This window comes from Actinoplanes sp. NPDC026619, assembly GCF_040638295.1.
Taxonomy (GTDB): Bacteria; Actinomycetota; Actinomycetes; order Mycobacteriales; family Micromonosporaceae; genus Actinoplanes.
In genome coordinates this window covers 233,282-253,427 of the sequence record NZ_JBEZYA010000008.1, presented here as the reverse complement: position 1 = coordinate 253,427, position 20,146 = coordinate 233,282, and the positions used below count along the sequence as shown (strand labels likewise).

At 70.0% G+C, this 20,146-nt stretch carries 19 protein-coding genes and 1 riboswitch; of the genes, 12 read left to right on the top strand and 7 right to left on the bottom strand.

The window, feature by feature from the left end; translation table 11 throughout:
• Positions 1–63: 63 nt before the first annotated feature.
• From AB0E90_RS20090 to AB0E90_RS20075, 4 genes are all read left to right on the top strand, one after another.
• Positions 64–3,147 (top strand): glycosyltransferase, encoded by a 3,084-nt coding sequence (locus AB0E90_RS20090; protein ID WP_360407294.1) that lies wholly within the window; start codon positions 64–66, stop codon positions 3,145–3,147.
• A 100-nt stretch (positions 3,148–3,247) separates the two neighbouring features.
• On the top strand, positions 3,248–4,864 hold the full coding sequence (locus AB0E90_RS20085; protein ID WP_360407291.1) for an oligosaccharide flippase family protein: 1,617 nt from the start codon (positions 3,248–3,250) through the stop codon (positions 4,862–4,864).
• Positions 4,865–4,910: 46 nt separating this feature from the next.
• Positions 4,911–6,083: an FAD-dependent oxidoreductase gene (locus AB0E90_RS20080; RefSeq protein ID WP_360407288.1), complete on the top strand. Its 1,173-nt coding sequence runs from the start codon at positions 4,911–4,913 to the stop codon at positions 6,081–6,083.
• Between the two features lie 49 nt (positions 6,084–6,132).
• On the top strand, positions 6,133–6,858 hold the full coding sequence (locus AB0E90_RS20075) for an FAD-binding oxidoreductase (RefSeq protein WP_360407285.1): 726 nt from the start codon (positions 6,133–6,135) through the stop codon (positions 6,856–6,858).
• Here the strand turns inward: AB0E90_RS20075 and AB0E90_RS20070 are convergent.
• Positions 6,824–7,873: an FAD-dependent oxidoreductase gene (locus AB0E90_RS20070; protein WP_360407282.1), complete on the bottom strand. Its 1,050-nt coding sequence runs from the start codon at positions 7,871–7,873 to the stop codon at positions 6,824–6,826. The genes AB0E90_RS20075 and AB0E90_RS20070 overlap by 35 nt on opposite strands.
• Before the next feature lie 55 nt (positions 7,874–7,928).
• Between AB0E90_RS20070 and AB0E90_RS20065 the strand changes: the two genes are divergently transcribed.
• Both AB0E90_RS20065 and AB0E90_RS20060 read left to right on the top strand, forming a co-directional pair.
• Positions 7,929–8,495, top strand: coding sequence for a TetR/AcrR family transcriptional regulator (locus AB0E90_RS20065; RefSeq protein WP_360407279.1), 567 nt, complete (start codon positions 7,929–7,931; stop codon positions 8,493–8,495).
• The gene (locus AB0E90_RS20060) at positions 8,482–9,273 is read left to right on the top strand and encodes an SAM-dependent methyltransferase (protein WP_360407276.1); all 792 of its coding nucleotides are present in this window, start codon (positions 8,482–8,484) and stop codon (positions 9,271–9,273) included. Before AB0E90_RS20065 ends, AB0E90_RS20060 begins: the two co-directional genes overlap by 14 nt.
• A 51-nt stretch (positions 9,274–9,324) precedes the next feature.
• On the opposite strand, the gene AB0E90_RS20055 is transcribed toward AB0E90_RS20060, so the two are convergent.
• A complete protein-coding gene (locus AB0E90_RS20055; RefSeq protein ID WP_360407274.1) occupies positions 9,325–11,136 on the bottom strand; it encodes a VTT domain-containing protein in 1,812 nt (603 codons plus the stop codon).
• 259 nt (positions 11,137–11,395) lie between these two features.
• Here AB0E90_RS20055 and AB0E90_RS20050 point away from each other — a divergent pair, with 259 nt between their 5' ends.
• Positions 11,396–12,088: an SDR family oxidoreductase gene (locus tag AB0E90_RS20050; protein ID WP_360407271.1), complete on the top strand. Its 693-nt coding sequence runs from the start codon at positions 11,396–11,398 to the stop codon at positions 12,086–12,088.
• A gap of 144 nt (positions 12,089–12,232) precedes the next feature.
• On the opposite strand, the gene AB0E90_RS20045 is transcribed toward AB0E90_RS20050, so the two are convergent.
• Both AB0E90_RS20045 and AB0E90_RS20040 read right to left on the bottom strand, forming a co-directional pair.
• Positions 12,233–12,586 carry a hypothetical protein gene (locus tag AB0E90_RS20045; protein ID WP_360407268.1) on the bottom strand — a complete coding sequence of 118 codons (354 nt, stop codon included), beginning with the start codon at positions 12,584–12,586 and terminating at the stop codon, positions 12,233–12,235.
• Positions 12,587–12,713: 127 nt separating this feature from the next.
• Positions 12,714–13,592, bottom strand: a complete 879-nt coding sequence (locus AB0E90_RS20040; protein WP_360407265.1) for a LysR substrate-binding domain-containing protein — start codon at positions 13,590–13,592, stop codon at positions 12,714–12,716.
• Between the two features lie 70 nt (positions 13,593–13,662).
• Here AB0E90_RS20040 and AB0E90_RS20035 point away from each other — a divergent pair, with 70 nt between their 5' ends.
• A complete protein-coding gene (locus AB0E90_RS20035; protein WP_360407262.1) occupies positions 13,663–14,028 on the top strand; it encodes a nuclear transport factor 2 family protein in 366 nt (121 codons plus the stop codon).
• A 56-nt stretch (positions 14,029–14,084) separates the two neighbouring features.
• Here the strand turns inward: AB0E90_RS20035 and AB0E90_RS20030 are convergent, their stop codons facing one another.
• Positions 14,085–14,720, bottom strand: a complete 636-nt coding sequence (locus tag AB0E90_RS20030; RefSeq protein WP_360407259.1) for an isochorismatase family cysteine hydrolase — start codon at positions 14,718–14,720, stop codon at positions 14,085–14,087.
• A 127-nt stretch (positions 14,721–14,847) separates the two neighbouring features.
• Positions 14,848–15,534, bottom strand: coding sequence for a transglycosylase family protein (locus AB0E90_RS20025; RefSeq protein WP_360407256.1), 687 nt, complete (start codon positions 15,532–15,534; stop codon positions 14,848–14,850).
• 6 nt (positions 15,535–15,540) lie between these two features.
• Positions 15,541–15,692, bottom strand: a riboswitch (cyclic di-AMP (ydaO/yuaA leader).
• A 223-nt stretch (positions 15,693–15,915) separates the two neighbouring features.
• On the opposite strand from AB0E90_RS20025, the gene AB0E90_RS20020 reads away from it, so the two are divergent.
• Positions 15,916–17,154, top strand: coding sequence for a saccharopine dehydrogenase NADP-binding domain-containing protein (locus AB0E90_RS20020; RefSeq protein ID WP_360407253.1), 1,239 nt, complete (start codon positions 15,916–15,918; stop codon positions 17,152–17,154).
• Here AB0E90_RS20020 and AB0E90_RS20015 read toward each other — a convergent pair whose 3' ends face one another.
• A complete protein-coding gene (locus AB0E90_RS20015) occupies positions 17,155–17,796 on the bottom strand; it encodes a TetR/AcrR family transcriptional regulator (RefSeq protein ID WP_360407250.1) in 642 nt (213 codons plus the stop codon).
• Positions 17,797–17,955: 159 nt separating this feature from the next.
• On the opposite strand from AB0E90_RS20015, the gene AB0E90_RS20010 reads away from it, so the two are divergent.
• The 3 genes from AB0E90_RS20010 (at position 17,956) to AB0E90_RS20000 (ending at position 20,109) form a co-directional block, all read left to right on the top strand.
• Positions 17,956–18,561, top strand: a complete 606-nt coding sequence (locus tag AB0E90_RS20010; RefSeq protein WP_360407247.1) for a GNAT family N-acetyltransferase — start codon at positions 17,956–17,958, stop codon at positions 18,559–18,561.
• 16 nt (positions 18,562–18,577) lie between these two features.
• Positions 18,578–19,672, top strand: coding sequence for a crosslink repair DNA glycosylase YcaQ family protein (locus tag AB0E90_RS20005; RefSeq protein ID WP_360407245.1), 1,095 nt, complete (start codon positions 18,578–18,580; stop codon positions 19,670–19,672).
• 149 nt (positions 19,673–19,821) lie between these two features.
• Positions 19,822–20,109 carry a DUF3040 domain-containing protein gene (locus AB0E90_RS20000; protein ID WP_360407242.1) on the top strand — a complete coding sequence of 96 codons (288 nt, stop codon included), beginning with the start codon at positions 19,822–19,824 and terminating at the stop codon, positions 20,107–20,109.
• The last annotated feature ends 37 nt before the right edge of the window (positions 20,110–20,146 follow it).

Genomic DNA, 20,146 nt, shown 5'->3' with positions numbered 1-20,146 from the left:
GGGGCACCGGAGAAATGCCACGGGGCCTCTCATCCAACTAGCCGAAGCTGGAGCAAGGTAACCGTGGACGCAACACCCTTCCGGTTCAGCATCATCATTCCCACCTATAACCGACGAGAAATTCTGCTGGACACCGTGAACTCGATCGCGGGCACGCAGCGGCCATGGCCGTGCGAGCTGATCGTGGTGATCGACGGATCCCAGGACGGGAGCGCGGAGGCGCTGCGGGAGCTCGACCTCCCGCTGCCGCTCACGGTGGTGGAGCAGACGAACCAGGGCGCCGCGGCGGCGCGCAACACGGGTGCGGCGGCAGCTCGCGGGGAGCTTCTTCTCTTCCTCGACGACGACATGGCGGTCGAGAAAGACCTGATCATCGAGCACGAGAAGACCCTGATGGCGGGGGCCGACGCGTCCGTCGGTCACATGCACGTCGACCAGCGCTCGCCGCACAACCTGATGACCCGCGGCGTCGAGCGGTGGGCCGCGCAGCGCCACGACCGGCTGGAGAAGTCCGGCGGCAAGCTCGGCATGACCGACTTCCTCACCGGCCAGCTGTCGGTGCGCGCCGACTACTTCCGCAAGGTGGCCGGCTTCGACGGCGGGATTACCGCCGACGGCGCCTTCGGCGGCGAGGACACCGACCTGGTCTACCGCCTGCTGCAGAACGGCGCCCAGCTGCGCTTCAGCGCCAAGGCGATCTCCCACCAGCGATACGTCGTCTCGGCCGGCAAGAGCATCCGGCAGTGGGAGCAGGCCGCGCACGCCGATGTCGCGCTCTCCCGCAAGCACCCCGGCATGGGCGCGATGCTGAACGCCGGATACGGCGGCGACTCGATCGTCGGCCGGCTCACCCGCGCGGTCGCGGCACTGCCGGCCGCCGTCCTGCGGCCGTTCGAGCAGCAGGTGTCGCGCCGGGTCGACAACGGCAGGATGGACACCGCCACCGACGGCATGTTCACCATGCTGCGCCGCATCGCCTACTGGCGCGGCGTCCGGTCCCGCGGGGGTTACGACCTCAGCACCGACCCGGGCGTGCGGATCCTCGCCTACCACCAGATCGAGGACGTCGACGACCCGAACCTCGCGGCGTACAGCGTCCGGCCCGAGCTGTTCGAGCAGCAGCTGGAGGCGCTGATCGCCGCCGGGTGGTCGTTCATCACCGGTGACGACCTGCTCGAGCACCTCGCCGGCCGGCCGCTCAAGCCGCGCAGCGTCCTGCTCACCTTCGACGACGCCTACGAGAGCCTGCTCATCAACGCCACGCCGATCATGACCCGGCTCGGCGTGCGCGGCATGACCCTGGTGGTCAGCGACGAGCTCGGCGGCTACAACTCGTGGGACGCGGCCGAGGGCCACACCAAGCTGCCGCTGCTCGACGCCGACCAGCTCGACCACATGCGGCCGAGCGGCTGGGAGATCGACTCGCACACCCGCCGGCACGCGCACCTCACCCAGCTGCGCAGCACCGAGCTGGCCGCCGACCTGGCCGGGTCGCGAGAGGCCATCGCCCGGGCCGGCCTGGGCACGCCGCGCTTCCTGGCCTACCCCTTCGGCGAGCACGATCGCCGAGTGCGCGCCCACGCGCGCAAGGCCGGCTACTCCGCCGCCTTCGCGCTCCGGACCGAGAACACCCACCCCGGGAACGGGAACCGCTATGCGCTTCCCCGCATCGAGGTCGGTAACCAAAGCACGCCGGACAAGCTGCTGCGGCAGCTGGCCAACCCGGCGGTGATCGCCCGCGGCGACGTCCTCCGACGTGAGCTTCGCGGTCTGGCCAGCGGGGTGCTCTCCCGCGTACGGCACACCTCCGAGCAGCACAACTGGAACCACGACGGAGCCGCGTTGACTCTCCCCTCTGTTCGCACCGGCGTCTGGTGCTGTGACTTCGAACTTGCCGGCGAGGGCCGGTTCACGTCGATGGTCCCGCCCCGCGACGAAACCGCGATGCGCGTGCTGGTGCGCCTGCACGGCGAGCCGCTCGGCTACCTGACGGTCAACCGCACCGGCACCGAGCAGGACAACGCCGAGGTCCGCCGGGCCACCTGGGCCGAGTTCAGCGACCTGCTGGTCGAGCACCTGAAGGCGGAGGGAACGCCGGTCCCGGCGCTGGCCGAGCGGGCCGCCTGGCGCGCGCCGGAGCGGCCGGCGAGCTGCCCCAACCGGGTCGAGGCCGACGACCTCGTCTCGGTCGTGGTCTGCACCCGCAACCGCAGCGAGTCGCTGCCCGACTGCCTCGACCGGCTGGCCGCGGTGACCTACGCGAACGTCGAGTTCATCATCGTCGACAACGCGCCCAGCGACGACTCCACCGAGCGGGTGGTCCAGCGGTACGCGTCCGCCGACGAGCGGTTCCGCTACGTGCGCGAGTCGCGGCCGGGCCTGTCCCGCGCCCGCAACGCCGGTCTCGCCGCCGCTCGCGGCCGCTACCTGGCCTACACCGACGACGACGTGGCGGTGGACAGCGGCTGGATCCACGGCTTGGTCCGCGGATTCCAGCGCCGGTCGGACGTGGCCTGCGTGACCGGCCTGGTCTGCACGGCCGCGATCAGCAACGGCTCGGAGGCGTACTTCGACGCCCGGCTGGCATCCTGGTCGACCCGGTGCCGGCCGCAGTTCTTCGACATGTCGATGCGCAGCGAGCACGGAGTGCTCTACCCGTTCTCGCCCGGCATCTTCGGCACCGGCGCCAGCTTCGCCTTCGACCGCGAGCGGCTGGTCCGGCTCGGCGGCTTCGACGAGGCCCTCGGCGCCGGCACGCTGACCCGCGGCGGGGAAGACCTCGACATCTTCGTCCGGGTGATGCTCGACCACGGCGCGATCGCGTACGAGCCGTCGGCGGTCGTGTGGCACCACCACCGCGCCGACGAAGAGGCTCTGCTGCGCCAGATGTACGGCTACGGCACGGGTTTCACGGCGTACGTCACCAAGCTTCTGATGTCCCGTTCCACCCGAGGCGAGGTTCTTCGCCGCGTTCCGGCCGGTCTTGCCAAGATCGTCCGGATCAAGCGGCAGACCGATCAGCGCCTCACCGAGACGGTGCCGACGCCGGCCGGCGCCATGCGCCGCGAGTTCACCGGATACCTCACCGGACCGGTCCTCTATGTGCGGGCTCGTCGGGCGGTTCGCCGCGAACTGATCGCTTCGTGACGACGATCGCTAACCGGTTCTACCGAAACAAATCCCAAGTAAGGTCAGCCCGAAAGCCGGTGGTCGAGAAGTCCGGCGCAGTGCGCGGAAAGGGCGCGTGATGACGGACGCGGCGGTCGAAAAAGAGGCGAAGAGTCATGTCGCCCAGCTTTTCGGCCGGGACTCGATCTACCTCGTGGTGTGGGCGGTGCAGCTGCTGTGCTCCGCCCTGTTCACCCCGGTTCTGACCCGCATCCTCTCGGCCGGTGACTACGGCACGGTTCAGTCCGGCATCGCGATCATGCAGGTGCTGTTCATTTTCGCGGCGCTCGGCCTGCAGGCGGCGGTGCAGCGGGAGGACGCCGGCAACGACAACCTGCTCGGTGCGCGGCGGCTGATCGGTTTCGGTGTGCTCGCGGCCGGGGCCATCACGTTCACCGCGTGGTCGACGGTCGACCTGTGGAGTGGTCCGCTCGGCCTGACCGGCAGCCAGTACGAACTGAAGATGTCGGTGATCTGGGCCGGCGCGTCCGCGGTCACCAACACCTCGCTCGGCCTGCTGCGCAGCCGGGACAAGCTGGCCGCGTTCGTCGCGGTCGGCCTGACCCAGTCGGTGGGCGGTCAGCTGGTCGCCCTCGGGCTGTGCAAGTTCGTCGCGCCGACCTCCGAGAACTATCTGCTGGGGCAGACGCTCTGCCAGGTCTTCGCGATGGTGATCGCGCTCGGCATCTTCCCGCCGGCCTTCTTCTGGGTCCGGCATTTCGACTTCCTCGGCCGGGCGCTGCTGTTCGCGCTCCCGCTGGTTCCGTCGACGCTCTCCACCTTCGTGATCGAGAGCTCCGACCGGCTGGTGATCGGCGCCCATCTGGGCAGCGAGGAGGTCGCGCGATATCAGATCGCCTACAACATCGCGAGCATGCCGATGCTGCTCCTGGCCGTGCTCAGTTCGGCCTGGATGCCACGGTTCTTCAGCCTCAACGAGCCGGGGGAGCGGGCCCAGGTTCTGCGCGACAGCCGCGACGCGCTCAACCGGCTGATGGTCCCGGTGATCCTCGGCTTCGCGTTCGGGTCGCCACTGATCCTGAAGTTGTGGGTGCCACCTTCGTACCGGCCGGATGATCTTCAATTTGTCGTTGCCGTCGTTCTGATCACCGTGGTGCCCTACTCGGCGCAGTTGTCGGTGACTCGCACGCTGCTGACCTATGGCCGGACCGGGTCGATCGCGCTCGTCAACTTCGTCGGCGCGGCGGTCAACCTGGGCGTCAACCTGGTGCTGGTCCGGCATTTCGGGCTGATCGGGCCGGCCGCCGCCACGCTGATCGCATTCCTGTTGCTGTGGTTGATCTTCGCCTGGGTCGGCCGGGACATATCGCCCGGCCGGGCGCCGATAAGTCTGATGATGCAGCTCCTGGCCGCCTGCGGGCTCGCGCTGGTCGCCGCCGCCGTGCCGGAGAGCGTTCCGGTGATGATCGGCCGGGTCCTGCTCAGCGTCGGCGCGGTGGTCTGGTTCGTGCGGGTGTTCCTGCAGATCCGGGCGTCCGAGGTGCCGGAGTCGGAGCTGGACGGCTTCGACGAGCACGTGACGACCCTGATGCCGGCGGTCGCCGAGATCACCACGTTCTCGGCGCAGGTGCCGGTGCGGATGCCGGCGATCGGGCGGGCAACGGTCCGTCGGCCGTCGAACATCGAGCAGACCGCCAAGATCTACTACGGCGGCCGGTACGTGACTCGGCTCTAAGGCGGCGGGCTGCGCGCGTACAGGTAGGCGGAGCACACTGACCCCCATGACTTTCGTGGTTGTGGGTGGCGGTCTGGCCGGTGCCAAAGCGGTGGAAACCCTGCGGGCCGAGGGCTATGCGGGGGCGATCACGCTGATCGGCGCCGAGAGCGATTTGCCGTACGAGCGGCCACCGCTCTCCAAGGGCCTGCTGCTCGGCAAGGACGCCCCGGACAGCGTCTTCGTGCACACCGCGGAGTGGTACGCGGAGCACACCGTCACGCTGCGCACCGGCACCACGGTCACCGGCCTCGACCCGGCCGCCAAGGTCGTGCGGCTGGCCGACGGCGAGGAGATCGGCTACGAGAAGCTGCTGCTCGCCACCGGTTCCAGCGCGCGGCCGCTGCCGGGCGCGCTGACCCTGCGCACCCTCGCAGACTCCCACCGTCTCGCCGACGTGGTGGTTGCCGATGCCCGGGTCGTGATCATCGGGGCCGGCTGGATCGGGCTCGAGGTCGCGGCATTCGCGCGCAGCCGCGGCGCATCGGTCACGGTGGTCGGCTCGCCGCTGGCCTTCCTGGGCGACGAGATCGCCGGAGTGTTCGCCGACCTGCACCGGGCCAACGGCGTCACCCTGCACCCGGGCGCGCATGCCGTCGCGGTCGAGGGCGACACGGTCCGTCTCGCCGACGGCACCTCGCTCCCGGCCGACTTGGTGATCGCCGGCATCGGCGTGACGCCCAACGTGTCGCTCGCGGCCGAGGCCGGCCTGGCCGTCGACGACGGCGTGCTGGTCGACCACCGGCTGGCCACCAGCGATCCGGACATCTTCGCGGCCGGCGACATCGCCAACGTCGACCACCCGCTGCTGAAGCACCGCATCCGGGTCGAGCACTGGGCGACCGCGCTCAACTCGGGCCCGGCCGCCGCCAAGGCGATGCTCGGTCAGGACGTCTCCTACGACAAACTGCCGTACTTCTTCACCGACCAGTACGACCTCGGCATGGAGTACATCGGCTGGGTCCGGCCCGGCACGACGCCGTCGATCGTCGTGCGCGGCGATCTCACCGCTCGGGAGTTCATCGCGTTCTGGCTGGTCGACGGCAGGGTCGTGGCCGGCATGAATGTCAACATCTGGGACGTGCAAGAGCCGATCGAGGCGCTGATCAGGTCGGGAGCCGTCGTCGATCCGGCCCGCCTGGCCGACCCCGCGGTCGAGCTTTCCGACCTTACGGGCTGATCGCACTCCCGGTGCGACCGCGCACTGGCAGATCGACGACCCTGGGCTCATGGACGGCTGGCACGCCCAGGTGCTAACGCACGAACGACGTGGTCCCGACGTCGCCGTGTTCACGTGTCGCGCGGGCGTGCCGCTGCCCTACCACCCCGGGCAGTACGTGACGATCGAATGCCCGTATAGGCCGTGGCAGAGCCGGGCGTATGCGATCGCGAACGCGCCGCGCCGCGATCAGGTGCTCGAGTTCCACGTGCGCGCCGGCGGCCCGGCCGGGGTCTCGTCCGCGCTGGTCCACCGGCTCAAGATCGGCGACATGCTGCGGCTGAGCGAGGCGCACGGCACCCTGGCCCTCGACCCGTTCTCCCGCCGCGACGTCGTCTTCGTCACCGGCGGCACCGGCCTCGCGCCGGCCAAGGCGCTCATCGAGGAGCTGGCCCGGGTCAACCGCACCCGCTGGATCCACCTGTTCCGCGGCGAGCGCCGGCGCGCCGACTTCTACGACCGGGTGAGCGTGGACCAGCTGTCCCAGCGGCACCCGTGGCTCACCGTGATCAGGGCGACCAGCGAGGAGCCCGACGAGAACGGCGAGCAGGTCACCGTCGCCGACCTGGTCGCTCGCGAAGGCCCCTGGCCCGACCACGACTTCTACGTCTTCGGATCGGCCCCGATGGTCGAGTCGACGCTGCGCCGGCTCGACCAGATGGGGGTGACCGACGACCGGATCCGGCACGGCGCCTACGACTTCAATCCGGCGGTCCGGCCAGCATGGTCACCTTGAGCACGCCGTCGCGCAACGGCACTGCATGCCGCTGACGCGTCATCCACGATGCGGCTCCGGCCATCCGCGCGAGGCGCTGCGTGGTCCGGCGGCGATTTTTGTCGTACGCCGTGAGCCCACCGCTTTCCAGGCAGGCCGCCAGTGAAACCGCGTCGATCATCGCCTCGCAGGCGCCCCGGCCCAGGTCAGGAGTCATTGCGTGGGCGGCGTCGCCGATCAGCGCGACGTTGCCTTTGACGTACGACGGAAGCTTCGGCGTCACGTAGATGTCGTGCCGGAGGATGCCCTCCTCGGTGATCCGCTCGAGGAGGTCGTGGACCGGGCCGGGCCAGTTCCCAAACAGTTTCCGCAGCTCATCCCGCTCGACGCCGGGGTGGAAGTCGCCCTCGCCGGCGGCGGCCGAGGCGAACCAGTTCGCGCGGCGGCCCTCCTGCGGGGTGATGCCGAACTTGACGCCGGCGCCCCAGAACTCGGTGAACGTGCTGGTGGGCGCGTCGTCGAGGGTGCCGCGCCAGGCGGCCGTGCCGGCGAACCGGGCTTTGACGCCGAAGAGCTCCTCGCGCGTACGGCTGAAGACGCCGTCGGCCGCGACCACTACGTCGTACCTCTCGCTCAGGGTTCTGGTCTCGGTGATCGTTTCGCCGAAGCGCAGGTCGGCGACTTTCCCGGCCGCCGCCTTCTCGGCCGCCCTACGGAGGATGGCCAGGAGGGCCGGCCGGGACAGCAGGTGGACGCGGTCGCCGGATTTGCCGGTGCCGATCCGGGCGATGATGCTGCCGTCCGGGCGGCGGAGCGCGCCCGACGTCTGCGGGCAGCCGCGCTCGCGGACCTCGTCGCCGAGGCCGAGGGTGTCGAGGGCGCGGAGGGCGGACGGCCAGATGCCCAGCGCGGTGCCGGTGGACGGAGTGGTGGTCTGTCGCTCGTGGACGGTGACCCGCCAGCCCATCCGGTGCAGGGCGACGGCCGTGGTCAGGCCACCGATGCCGCCGCCGATGATCGCTGCGTTTCTCCCCATGGATCGGAAGCTACCACGGGCGTAGTTCTGAAACTACTGATGTAGTATTGCCGACATGCCGTCACGTCAAGAGGTGCTGCTCGATGCCGCCATCGCGGTGCTGGGCAGCGAAGGGTCCCGCCGGCTCACGCATCGCGCGGTCGACGCCTTCGCCGGTTTGCCGTCCGGCTCCACGTCGAACTACTTCAAGACCCGCGAGGCGCTGATCAACGCGATGGCGGCCCGGTTCGTGGAGCGCGAGCAGGCGATCTGGGCGACGCTGACCGAGCTGATGGCACCGCGCACCCCGGCCGAGCTGGCGGTCGCGCTCGCCGCGTTCGTCCGGCGGGCGATCGGGCCGGACCGGGTCATGACGCTCGCCCGTTACGGGTTGTTCGTCGAGGCGGCGTTGCATCCGGACGCCTACCCGCAGTTGGCCGAGTCGGCGCGGGAGATCCGGCGGTTCGGGGCACAGTGGCTGCGCGCGGTCGGCGTGCCCGACCCGGAGGCGGCCTGCGAGCAGCTCCTCGACCAGTTGGACGGCCTGATCCTGCACCAGTTGGCCTATCCGGATCCGGCCCTCGACCTGGAGCACCGGATCACGCGTTTCCTATGTGTAGAGTCTGATCATGGATCGCTTTGACACGTCGGTGGCCCACCCGGCGCGGCGGTACAACTACTGGCTCGGCGGCAAGGACCACTTCGCCGCCGACCGAGAGTCGGGCGACCTGCTGGCAAAGGCGTTCCCGACCGCGCTGATCGCCGCCCGGGAAAACCGTGACTTCCTCCGGCGCAGCGTGCGATTCCTTGCCTCGCAAGGGGTGCAGCAGTTCCTCGACATCGGCACCGGGCTGCCGGTCCCGGACAACACGCACGAAATCGCGCAGCGCATCGATCCCACGGCTCGGGTGCTTTACGCCGACAACGACCCGATTGTCATGACCCACTCGCGGGCGCTCACCATCGGCAGCCCCGAGGGCCGCACCGGCTACGTCGAAGCCGACGTGCGGGCGCCGGAGGTCATCCTCGGTCACCCCGAGTTGAAGGCCGTGCTCGATCTGTCCGAGCCAGTGGCGTTGCTGCTGGTCGCGGTCCTGCACTTCGTCCACGACGACGACGAGGCCACGCGGGTCGTCGGCGAGCTGCTCGCCGCGCTGCCGCCAGGCAGCTATCTGGTCGCCAGCAACTTGACGCTCGACTATGCGCCGCCCGCCCAGGTGGCCAAGCACGAGGAACTGCTGGCGTCCGGCCGCACCGATGCCCGCGCCCGCAACCGGGCCGAGTTCGGCCGCTTCTTCGAAGGGCTGGAGTTGGTGGACCCCGGGATCGTTGCGGTCAGCGACTGGCGCCCCGCCGCCGAAGAGAGACCGAGCGCACAGGACGTCGCCATCTACGGCGCGGTCGGCCGACTCCCCAGCTGAAACCGTCGTGTGGGCGGTGCCCCGCGTGCGGTGCGGCAACTCCGCAATGTTCTACGCCACCGCCGGGGCCACGGTGATCGTTTGCGGCGCGGGCCGGGCGCCGGGTGCGGACCAGATGGCAGCGTTCAGCGCCGCCCAGGCCGCGCCGATCAGGAGCGCGGCCACCGTCTCGCTGCTGCGGCTCCACCCCAGGTAGACCCAGGACCCGGCGCACGTCACCACATAGATGGCCGCCACGGTCCACACCGTGACCCGCCACTTCCAGGCCAGGTGACCGGCGAGCATCCAGGCCAGCAGGCCGACCGCGCCGGCCAGCTGAGCGGTGTGCCCGACCGCCATCGACGCCATCGGTCCGGCCACGTCGAACGGGATGTACCCGTCGAACTCGGCCACCGAGGGAAAGACCACCGAGGTCGGCGTCTGCCAGGCTTGCCAGGCGGGCGGCGACGCCAACGAGTAGGCCGCCGCAAGCACCACGGTCGGCAGTACCGGCCCGAGGGCGGTGAGCAGCCCACCTTCGACTCCCCGCCGGCGACGAACCCACCACCGCACGACCGACACCACCGCCGCGACCGCGAACAACACTCCCGGATCCGCAAAGGTCGCCGCATCAAGCGCGAACAGATACCCGTCCGAGGTCCACTGCGACCGCGCCCAGTTGGTGATCGCCACATCAGCGTCCCCGAGCCCGCTGAACCGCACCACCACCGGAATCACCAGAACAAGCACCGCACCCAGCGAAAACAGCGCCAAGCCCCCAAGCCCGAGATCAACAACCGCCCCCGCACCCCGCCGCCGCAGCCGCACCCCCGGCCCGCTCTGCGAACCGGCCTGCGCACCGGATCCGCTCTGCGTGCCCGACCCGCTCCGCGACCCGGCCCGCGCACCGGATCCGCTCTGCGTGCCCGACCCGGCCTGCGCACCGGATCCGCTCTGCGTGCCCGACCCGGCCTGCGCACCGGATCCGCTCTGCGTGCCCGACCCGGCCTGCGCACCGGATCCGCTCCGCGTGCCCGAACCGGCCTGCGCACCCGATCCGCTCCGCGTGCCCGACCCGGCCTGCGCACCCCACCCGCTCCGCGCACCCAACCCGACCAGGCGTCCCACCCCAACGCGACCCGAACCGGCCCATGCCACGCTCGCCTGGTAACCGGGCGCGCCGTCGTGGAACCGCGCCTCATCGGGGCGGGCGAACCGATGCGTCATGCCGGCCGCGCGGGATGCGCTGAGCGCGTCGGCCAGGGCGTGGAACGGGCGTGGGTGCCGGCCCAGCCAGCGGCCGGCCAGGATCAGGGCGACGACGATCGTGGTGAGCGCGGCGAGCGCGCCTCCAGCGCGGCCGGCCCGGGCGGCGAGCAAGTCATAGGAGGCACCGGCCAGGTAGCTGGCCCCGACCATCCACAGTGACCAGAGCACCGCCGCGGGAGTGTGCCACACCGCGAACCGCTTGTAGCGCACACCATTCACCCCCGCCAGCCGGGGAATCAGCGTGCGAGCCCCGACGATCCACTGACCGAGGAAGATCGCCCGCCCACCGTGCCTGGTGAAGAGCCGCTCGGCCCGATCCCACCGCCTGTCCCCGATCCAGCGGCCCAGCCGGGTGACTCGTACCCGAGCCCCGCGCCGACGGCCGGAAAAGAAGGCGGCCGTACCGCCGAGCATCGCGGCACCCACCGCCACGAGCAGCGCCGGCACGATCTGCACGGTGCCGGCATTGGCAAGCAGGCCGAGCGCAATCAGGGCGGTGGCGGCCGGCAGCACCAGCCCGGCAACGACCGCCGACTCCGCAGCAACCAGCGCAGCGACCACGGCATAGACCAGAACCGGAGGAAGCCCACCAAGCAGGTCGTCGAGCACAGGCATGCTGGTGACGCTAGGCATCCGATCCGCCCCCCTCAATCGGTGGTTGCCCCTAGGGCAACCCGCCACCACCAATCAACGCCATCCCCAGAGCCTTCCCGCCCGCAGTCGCCTTCCCGCCCGCAGTCGCCTCCCCCGCATGCAGTCGCCTTCTCGTCCTGGGCCGCTTTCCCGTTGGGGTGACCTCGGCGATTTCGACGCGGGCGCTGTCCATCGCCTTCCTCGCTCAGAGGTGGTGTCGCAGAGCGCAACTCGTTCCGGCGTGATCGAGGGAACAGGGCCGTGGGTCGTGCTGCCGTCGGGGTATGACTGGGTGATGGACATCCTCGTAGTCGGCGGACACGGCAAAGTCGCACTCCGCCTGTTGAAGCTGCTCGCCACCGACGGGCACACCGCTCGCGGCCTGATCCGCAAGCCCGAGCAGGCCGAGGACCTGACGGCCGTAGGCGCCGTGCCGGTGATCGGCGACCTGGAGAACGATCCGTCCCTGGCCCCCTACGTCAAGGGCGCCGACGCCGTGGTCTTCGCCGCCGGCGCAGGTCCAGGCAGCGGACCGGACCGTAAGCGAACCGTGGACCTCGGCGGCGCGATCAAGCTGGCCGACGCCGCCATGGCCGAGCACGTCACCCGCTACGTGATGGTCTCCTCGATCGGAGCCCACGACCCGTCGAGCGGCGGCCCCACCATGCAGCCCTACCTGGAGGCGAAGGCCGAGGCCGACGCCTACGTGGTCGCCGGCGGCCTGGACTACACGATCGTCCGCCCCGGCAGCCTGACCGACGACCCCGGCACCGGCTTGGTGACCGTCACCCGGGAGCTGGGCAACCGAGGCCCCATCCCACGCGACGACGTAGCCGCCGTCCTTGCCGCCTGCCTGGTCACCCCGGCGACCATCGGTGTCACCTTCGAGCTGTTCGCCGGCGACACCCCGATTCCACAGGCCCTGGACCTGTAACCCGCGGCCCCGAGCCGCGCCCTGCGATTCCGCGCCGCCGCGCCGGGCGTCTCCGCGCCGCCGCGCCGGGCGTCTCCGCGCCGCCGCGCCGGGCGTCTCCGCGCCGTGGCTTGCCAGCCGAGGTCAGGCCCCGGCGGAGGCCGCCTACAGGTGGGCGGCCAGGGCGCGGGCCTCGGTGCGCAGTTGCTCCGCGCGGTCGGGATGGCCGACCCGGTCATACTCGTCGGCGGCCGTCTCCCGTTCGGCCACCTCGGCTCGCACGATCTGCTCGACCTCGTGCTCGGTCAGTGCGCGGCGGGCCACCTCGGTGGCACCCGCACCGATCGGAACCTGCTCGATCGCCAGGCTCCCGGGCGAGCCATCCGCGGGTGCGACCGCCTCGGCATTGTCGATCGCCGCCAAGGTGGCGCGCAGCACCGACGTGGCGACCCGATCGCGGGCTTTCATCGCGGTCGGTAGTGCCTTCCGGAGCCGTTCCCGCAGCGAGCTGTCTGTCATGCCCGCGACGGTAGCGATCACGCCGCGCCGGCGGCATCGGTTTTCGCGGACATGATCCCGGTCCGCCGCGTCGGTCTCCCGGCCGTGCGGCATCCCGGCCCCACGGTCGGTGATTGGTCTTCTCTGTTCAGTTGTCGCCGAACTCTCGTCGGAAATGCGGCAGCAATGCGGCCAGAGCCGGGCTCGACCGCCGCCGCCAGACCAGGGCAAGCAGGGCCGGAACGTCCACTCCGGTGATCGGCACGGCCACCAGACCAGGGTGAACCGAAGCCATCGACTCGCTCAACACGGCAAATCCCATGCCGCGCGCGGCCAGTTCGGCAACAGCGCCAGGTGCCGACGCGACCAGCACGACATCAGGAATCAGGCCCGCGGTCACACACGCCTCGTCGAACGAGGCCCGGATCCCGGTCCCCTCGGGCAACGTGACCAGAGGATAGGACATCAGCTCCATGAGCGGTAAGCCTTTTGATCCGGCGAGCGGTGAATCGGCCGGGACCAGGGCGATCAGGCCCTCGTCGGCGACCACGTATGCGCTGAGGTGTTCGGGAGGGGCGCCGGCTATGCCGACCAGGGCGACGTCGGCGGTCCCGGCGATCACCGAGGCGATCAGATGGCTGGAGTTGCCCTCCGCGAGCTCGAGCTCGATCGCCGGATGTTCTCGGTGGAAGGCGGCCAGCGCTGCGAACAGCGGGGTGACCTCGCAGCCGGTGACCATCCCGACCGTCAGGTGCCCCCGGACGAGGCCCTTGACCTCGTCGATCGCCTCGCGCAGGTCCGCCGCCGCGTCGAGCGCCGCCCGAGCGTAGGGCACCGCGGCCGTGCCGGCCGCGGTGAGCCGGGCGACCCGGCCGGAGCGGTCGAGAAGTTCCGCGCCCAGCTCGATTTCCAAGGCCTTGACCTGGGCACTTACGCCGGATTGGCTGATGTGCACGCGCTCGGCGGCGCGGGTGAAGTTGGCCTCTTCGGCCACCGCCAGGAAGTACTCGAGCTGCCGCAGTTCCATAACCAGAAATTCTAGCTGCTACAAAAACCATGCGTTGGACTTCTTAAACCCAGCGGAGCAGGGTGGAGGCATGACCGAATACGAGAAGGCACTCAAGCCGGAAGATCTGACCCGTCTGTTCGTCGAGCGGGCCAACGCCAAAGATGCGGAAGGCCTCGCGCTGCTCTACGAGGAGGACGCGGTGATGGCCTACCCGCCCGGTCAGCAGACCGTGGGCCGGGCCGCGATCCAGAAGCTGTGGGAGGAGTCGCTGCCGCACATGCCGGCGTTCGAGCCGGAAGAGCCGCTGCCCACACTGATCAGCGGTGACCTGGCGCTGACCTCGACCCCGCCGAAGGACGGCTCCGGTGCCCGCGCCCAGGTGGTGCGCCGCCAGTCCGACGGCTCCTGGCTACGCGTGCTGGATCAACCGGAGTTCCAGAAAGCGGCCGGCTGACCGCGAGCGACGGCCGGCCCGAGCGAGTCGCCGCCGCCGGGTCAGGGGGTCAGGGGTCAGGGCGCAGGGCTGACTGCCTCGGCGGTGGTGCAGAGCGTCGTGCCCAAGCCGGCGATCTCGCGAAATCCTTGCTCGCTGGCCTGCGACACGGCGTCGGTGACCAACACGACGCGGTAATCGCGCTCATGGGCCTCGATGATGCTCGCTCGTGGACAGTTGGGCAGGTTGCATCCGGCGAAGACGACCGTGTCGACGCCGTGGCCGGTCAGCAGTTCGTCGAGGCGGGTGCGATAAAAGGCGCCCCAGCGCGGCTTGTACAGCGCGTATTCGGCGGGGCCGAGCAGCTGCGGCTCGCCGCGCAGCAGAGCGTCGTCGTCGAGTTCGTCGATGGGAGCCAGGCCTTCGGCGAGGAGCCGGCCGGGGGAGCCCGGCCGGACGAATTGGCCGCCATCCTGCACGAGCGTGCGGCGGACGCGATCGACGTCCAGCCCGTCGGCCGGGTAGAGCCGGACGATGTGGACGATCGGCCGGCCGGCCGATCGGAACGCCGCGGTGAGTTTCCCGAGGTTGGGCAGCACCTCGGTGGTGCCGGCCAGCCCGAAGGCTCCGTCGGAGAGAAAGTCGCGCTGCATGTCGATGGTGATCAGCGCCGCGCTGTCCCAGTGCGGTTCGAGGTGGGGGTCGAGGGCCATGGCGACACCTTTGCACAGAGCCGCCGCACGTGATGTCGGCGCAATGAAGCCGAGAACGACGGGTGCGGCCAGAAGGGGTGCGGCCCGGTCGCCGCGGGGGAACGACGGCCGGACCGCGAGTGATGCACTAGAGCGCGATGCGCTGACCGGGGAAGATCAGGTTGGGGTTGGTGATGGTGCCGCGGTTCAGCTGGTAGAGGGTGCGCCAGCCGCCGTTCACGTGGTTCTTGGTGGCAATGGCCGCGAGCGTGTCGCCGGAGCGGACGACGTAGTTCTTACCGGTGGCCTTAACGGTCGTCGACCGGGTGACCTTCGGCGTGGTGCTGGTCGAAGACTTCTTGGCCGCCTTGTGGGCGGTCGACTTCGAGGAAGACTTCGACTTCGTGGCCGACTTCGACGCCGACTTGGAGCCGCTGGTGTTCGTGCTGGAGTAGTGCTTCGACGAGCCGGCCTTCTTGCCGCACACCGGCCACGCGCCGATGCCCTGGCCGGAGAGCACCTTCTCGGCGATCCGGATCTGCTCCGACTTGCTCGCCTTGTTGGCCGTCCCGGCATACTTCGCGCCGCCGTAGGACCGCCACGTGCTCCGGCTGAACTGCAAGCCACCGTAGAAGCCGTTGCCGGTGTTGATGCTCCAGTTGCCGCCCGATTCGCACTGCGCGACCGCGTCCCAGTTCACGCTGGACGCCTGCGCCGGCGAGGCCGGTCCCAGGAGAGCGGCCGTTCCCGCGACGCCGGCGGCGGTGAGGCCGAGGGCCAGGCGGGCATGCTTGCGAGCCCGCGAAATGCGGGCATGCTTGTGGATCTGTGCCATGACAGAAAAACCTCCACGCCTACGAGGTCAGCTGTCGGGTTCGGGCTGAGGTGCCCGGCCGCACGTAGCGGCTTCACCCCGAGGCGCGCGAATTGCGCGCCGAGGAACTTGGGTCCCCCGCTCCCTGCCACGAGTTTGAGATCCGGTGAGCGGCGGCAGGGACTCGGCGATCCGCCCACGGTGCCCGCGATGCGGACCGGCCGACGGTAACCACGGCCCCCGAGCATCGACCAAGTCTCAAGCGTGAATAGTGACGCTCTTCTCACTATTGCCCGGTTCGATCTTGCTTTATGACGAGAATGACCGATTGGCGAGGATCCTGAATTACTGATCGGTAACTTGTCGCGCCGTAGGAGGCGACCTGATGGAGAATCGGCAACCATGAGCGAGCTCGACCGCGATCACGACATCGTCGTCTACGGCGCATCCGGCTTCGTCGGGGTGCTGGTGGCGAAATACCTGGCTGAGCACGCGCCGGCCGCCACCCGGGTCGCCCTGGCGGGCCGTTCCGAGACCAAACTCACCGAGGTCAAGCAGCGCCTCGGGGTCGATTGGCCGATCGTGGTGGCCGACGCTTCTGACACTCCGGCCCTGGAGAAGCTCGCCGCCGGCACCCGGGTGGTCATCACGACGGTCGGGCCCTACGCGAAGTACGGCCGAGCCATCGTGCGCGCGTGCGCGGCGGCCGGCACCGACTACGTCGACCTGACCGGCGAGGTGCTCTTCGCCCGGCAGAGCATCGACGACAACCATGAGCTGGCTCGTTCGACCGGCGCGCGGATCGTGCATTCGTGCGGGTTCGACTCGATTCCGTCGGACATCGGGGTGCATGTCCTCGACCAGGCGGTCAAGGCCGACAACGCCGGCGAGCTCACCGACACCACTCTGGTGGTCACCAGCATGCGGGGCGGGCTCAGCGGCGGCACGATCGACTCGATGCGCCACCAGCTCGACACGGTCAAGAGCGACCGCAAGCTGCGCCGGATCGCCGCCAGCCCGTACTCCTTGAGCCCTGACCGGGCCGCCGAGCCTGACCTGGGTCGTCAGGAGGACGTTGTCGTCCTGCGCGGGGAAGAAATCAACCCGCGGTTGCGGGGCAGGCTGGCGCCGTTCGTGATGGCGTCCTACAACACCCGGGTGGTCCGGCGCAGCAACGCGCTGCGGGAGTGGGCCTACGGGCGGCAGTTCCGCTACCGCGAGGCAATGAGCGTGGGCGCGTCGCCGCTGTCGCCGGTGATGGCGTTCGCGACCAAGCTGGGTCTGGGCGCACTGATCGTCGGCCTGTCGCTGCCGCCCACCCGGTTCGTGCTCGACCGGGTGCTGCCGAAACCGGGGGAGGGGCCGGACGAGCAGTCCCGCAACTCGGGTCACTTCACCATGGACCTGTTCACCACGACCACGACCGGCGAGCGTTACACGGCGCGGGTCAAGGCCAAGGGCGACCCCGGTTACGCGGCCACCGCGATCATGCTCGGCGAGTCCGCCCTTGCCCTGGCGCACGACCGCGATGATCTGCCGCGGTCCGAGGGCGGCGTGCTCACCCCGGCCACCGCCATCGGCGACGCCCTGGTCACTCGCCTGCGCGCGGCCGGCATGGAGATCACCGCCCGTAAATGCTGATCAGGAGAGGGCGATGAGCGAGTTGAGGATGGCCAGGCAGTAATCGGTGAGGTGGTCGGCGAGAACGGCCGGGTCCTCGGTCATGTCCCGGGACAGCCAGTCGATGATGACCTCGCTCAGCCCGGCCACCAGCGCGAGCAGCATGCGTTCCTGCCGCAGGGGAGCGATGGGGTGGTTGCTCACCCGGCGCATCAGGCCGGCCAGGAACTGGGCGTCCTCGCGGAGCACCCCGCGCCGCCGTGTCTCCATGCGCGGAGCGTTGATGTAGATGACGCGCGCCCGCTCGGGGTTTGCGCGCAGCATCGCGAGGAGCATGTGGACCGCCGGGCGCAGCATCTCGTCGAGGGTTTCCGGCGACTTCGGTGCGGCCGCGGCAACCCCGGTGAGCAGCCACATGTTCTGTTCGCGGTGCAGGGCTCGCACCAGGTCCGGCCGATCCGCGAAATGCTCGTAGAAATACCTTTTGGAGACTCGGGCGTCGGCGCAGACGTCGGCGACCGTCACATCGTCGTAGTCGCGCGTGCCGAACAGGTGCAGTGCCGCCGTGAGGATGCGCTCACGGCGGTCGGTCGCTCGTTCCAGACGGGATCGGCCGCCGTAGTTCTCGCCCCGGCGCGTCACCAACACAGTCCGCTCCTCCACGGGACCAAGGTATGCCCTGGAAGGCATTCCTATCGCGTGGACCCTCCGTCCACGTTGATCACGTCTGGGCTGGGGGAATGCCCGACATGACGAATCACTCATGAGCTTCACATCGATCGTTACTGGCCGGAACCGGGTCCATACGGGCAGGATCAAGTTGTGGCCACCCGTCTTCCTTACCCACTCACGCTGACGGGAGACGGCCTCGTCCTGCGCGATTGGCGACCGGACGACCTCGACGACCTGGTCGCGCTCCTCGACGAGCCGGACATCGCCCGGTGGACGCCGATGCCGTCGCCGTTCGACCAGGAGGCCGGCCTCGCCTACCTCAGACGCGCTCACCAGGGCCGGATCAGCGGTCAGCGGATCCAGCTCGCGGTCACCGAGGACGGTGAGCGGCCGCTCGGCGAGGTCCTGCTCTTCGGCCTCGACGCCGGCCTCAAAGAGGCCGAGCTGGGCTACCTGGTGGGCGCTCAGCATCGCCGGCGCGGACTCGCGTCGGGCTCACTCTCACTGCTTTCGACGTACGCGCGGAGCACCCTGAAACTGGGTCGCCTGCTCCTGCGGATCGATCCGGCCAACGCGGCGAGCATCGCCGTGGCCCGCCGGTGCGGCTACCGGCTTACCGGCGAGCCGCCGATCCTGCAGGTCGGACCGTACGGTCCGAGCAGCCTGGACACCTGGGAACTGCCGGGCGACCGGACCGAGACCCGGCTGGAACGACTGAAAAATGTCGCAGCCCGGCGGTACGGTCGTCGCACCTAGCAACCGAGGAGGTGTCATGGTCAGCGTCGACCGTGCGCAGGTGATGGCCTACCGGGTGGCGGCCCAGGGTCTCGGGGTCCGCAGCCGGAAACGCCCGGCCGATCTGCCCCTCCTCGATCTCGGCGTGCAGGAATACACCCCCGGCTCGCAGGATGTCGCGCTGGCCGCACGCACGAGCGCGGCCCTCGACGACGATCGCCTGATCACCGTGTGGGCCGCTCGGGGCGCTCCCCACCTGCATCGCCGCGCCGACCTGGCCGCCCTGGTCAAACAGCTCTGGCCGGTGAGCGACGCCGACGCGACCGCCCGCATCAAGAGCGGCCAGATCCCCGAGGGCATGAAGCTCGGGCTGGCCGCCTTCACCGCCACCGCGGCCGCGTTCCGCGAGGTGGTGACGACCTCGATGCCGCGCGGCGAGGCGAGCGCCGAGGTGAGCCGGCGAGTGCCGGCGGAGCTGACCTATTACTGCCGGGGCTGCGAGGCGCAGCACATCGCCGGCAACGTCTGGCAGCACTCGGGCCTGGCCGGCGGGGTGCAGGTCGAGTCGCGCGGGCGGGAGGCGACGCTGGGCCCGCTCCCGGACGCGCCGCCGCAGCCCACCGAGAACGAGGGCGTCGGCGATCTGATCGCGACCTACCTGCGGTTCCTCGGTCCGGCGACGCCGGCCGAGGTGGCGAAATATCTGGGCAGCAGCGCCGCCGAGATGAAACGGGTGTGGCCGGCCGGCCTGGCCGAGGTGACGGTCGACGGGCGGAAGCGATGGCTGCCGGAATCCGACGTGACCGCACTCGCCAAGGCGTCACGGCCGTCGGGTGTCCGGCTGATCCCGGGGATGGACCCGTTGCTGCAGGCCCGCGACCGCGATCTGGTGGTGCCCGACCGTGCTCAGCAGAAAGAGGTGTGGCGGACCCTCGGCAATCCCGGTGCGTTGCTGCTCGACGGCGAGGTCGCCGGAGTGTGGCGAGCCAAGATCGTCGGTCGCAAGCGGGTCGATCTGACCGTCACCTCGTTCGGTTCGCTCCCCGCCACCCGCCGTAAGCAGGTCGAGGATGAAGCCGCCGAGGTGGCTCGCGGGCGCGGGGTGCCGGAGGCGACGGTCGCGTTCGAGTGACCTTCCTCAGTGGAGGGCCGCCAGCCGGGGAGCGGAAACGGACGAATGACGAGAACTGGCATACCTGGAGGTATCACTAAGGCAACGCGCGAGTAACAATGACTTCGATCGAGTCGGTTGATCCTCGATCGAACGCCGGAGGTGACGACATGCTGAGCAGGGAAGACAGCCGCCGTCTTGCGGAGCTCGAACGCCATTTGTGGCGCGATGATCCCGAGTTCTGCGCCCGAATGTCCGGTGCCGAAGAAAGTCCGCCACCTCGTCGAAGCCATTCCCTCTCGCTGATCTTCACCGCCGCGGTGATCTGGCTGGCCGCGATCGCTCTCGGCGTTCTCGGCTGGTGGCCGGCCGCGATCCTGGCCGCGCTGTGCGGCACCGCCGTCGTGGCCACCCTGATCTACCGGCGAGTCCGCCGAGGCCGCGCCACCCGCAAATAGGGAAAGGCAGCGCCGAATGGGGTAGTTCGGCGCCGCC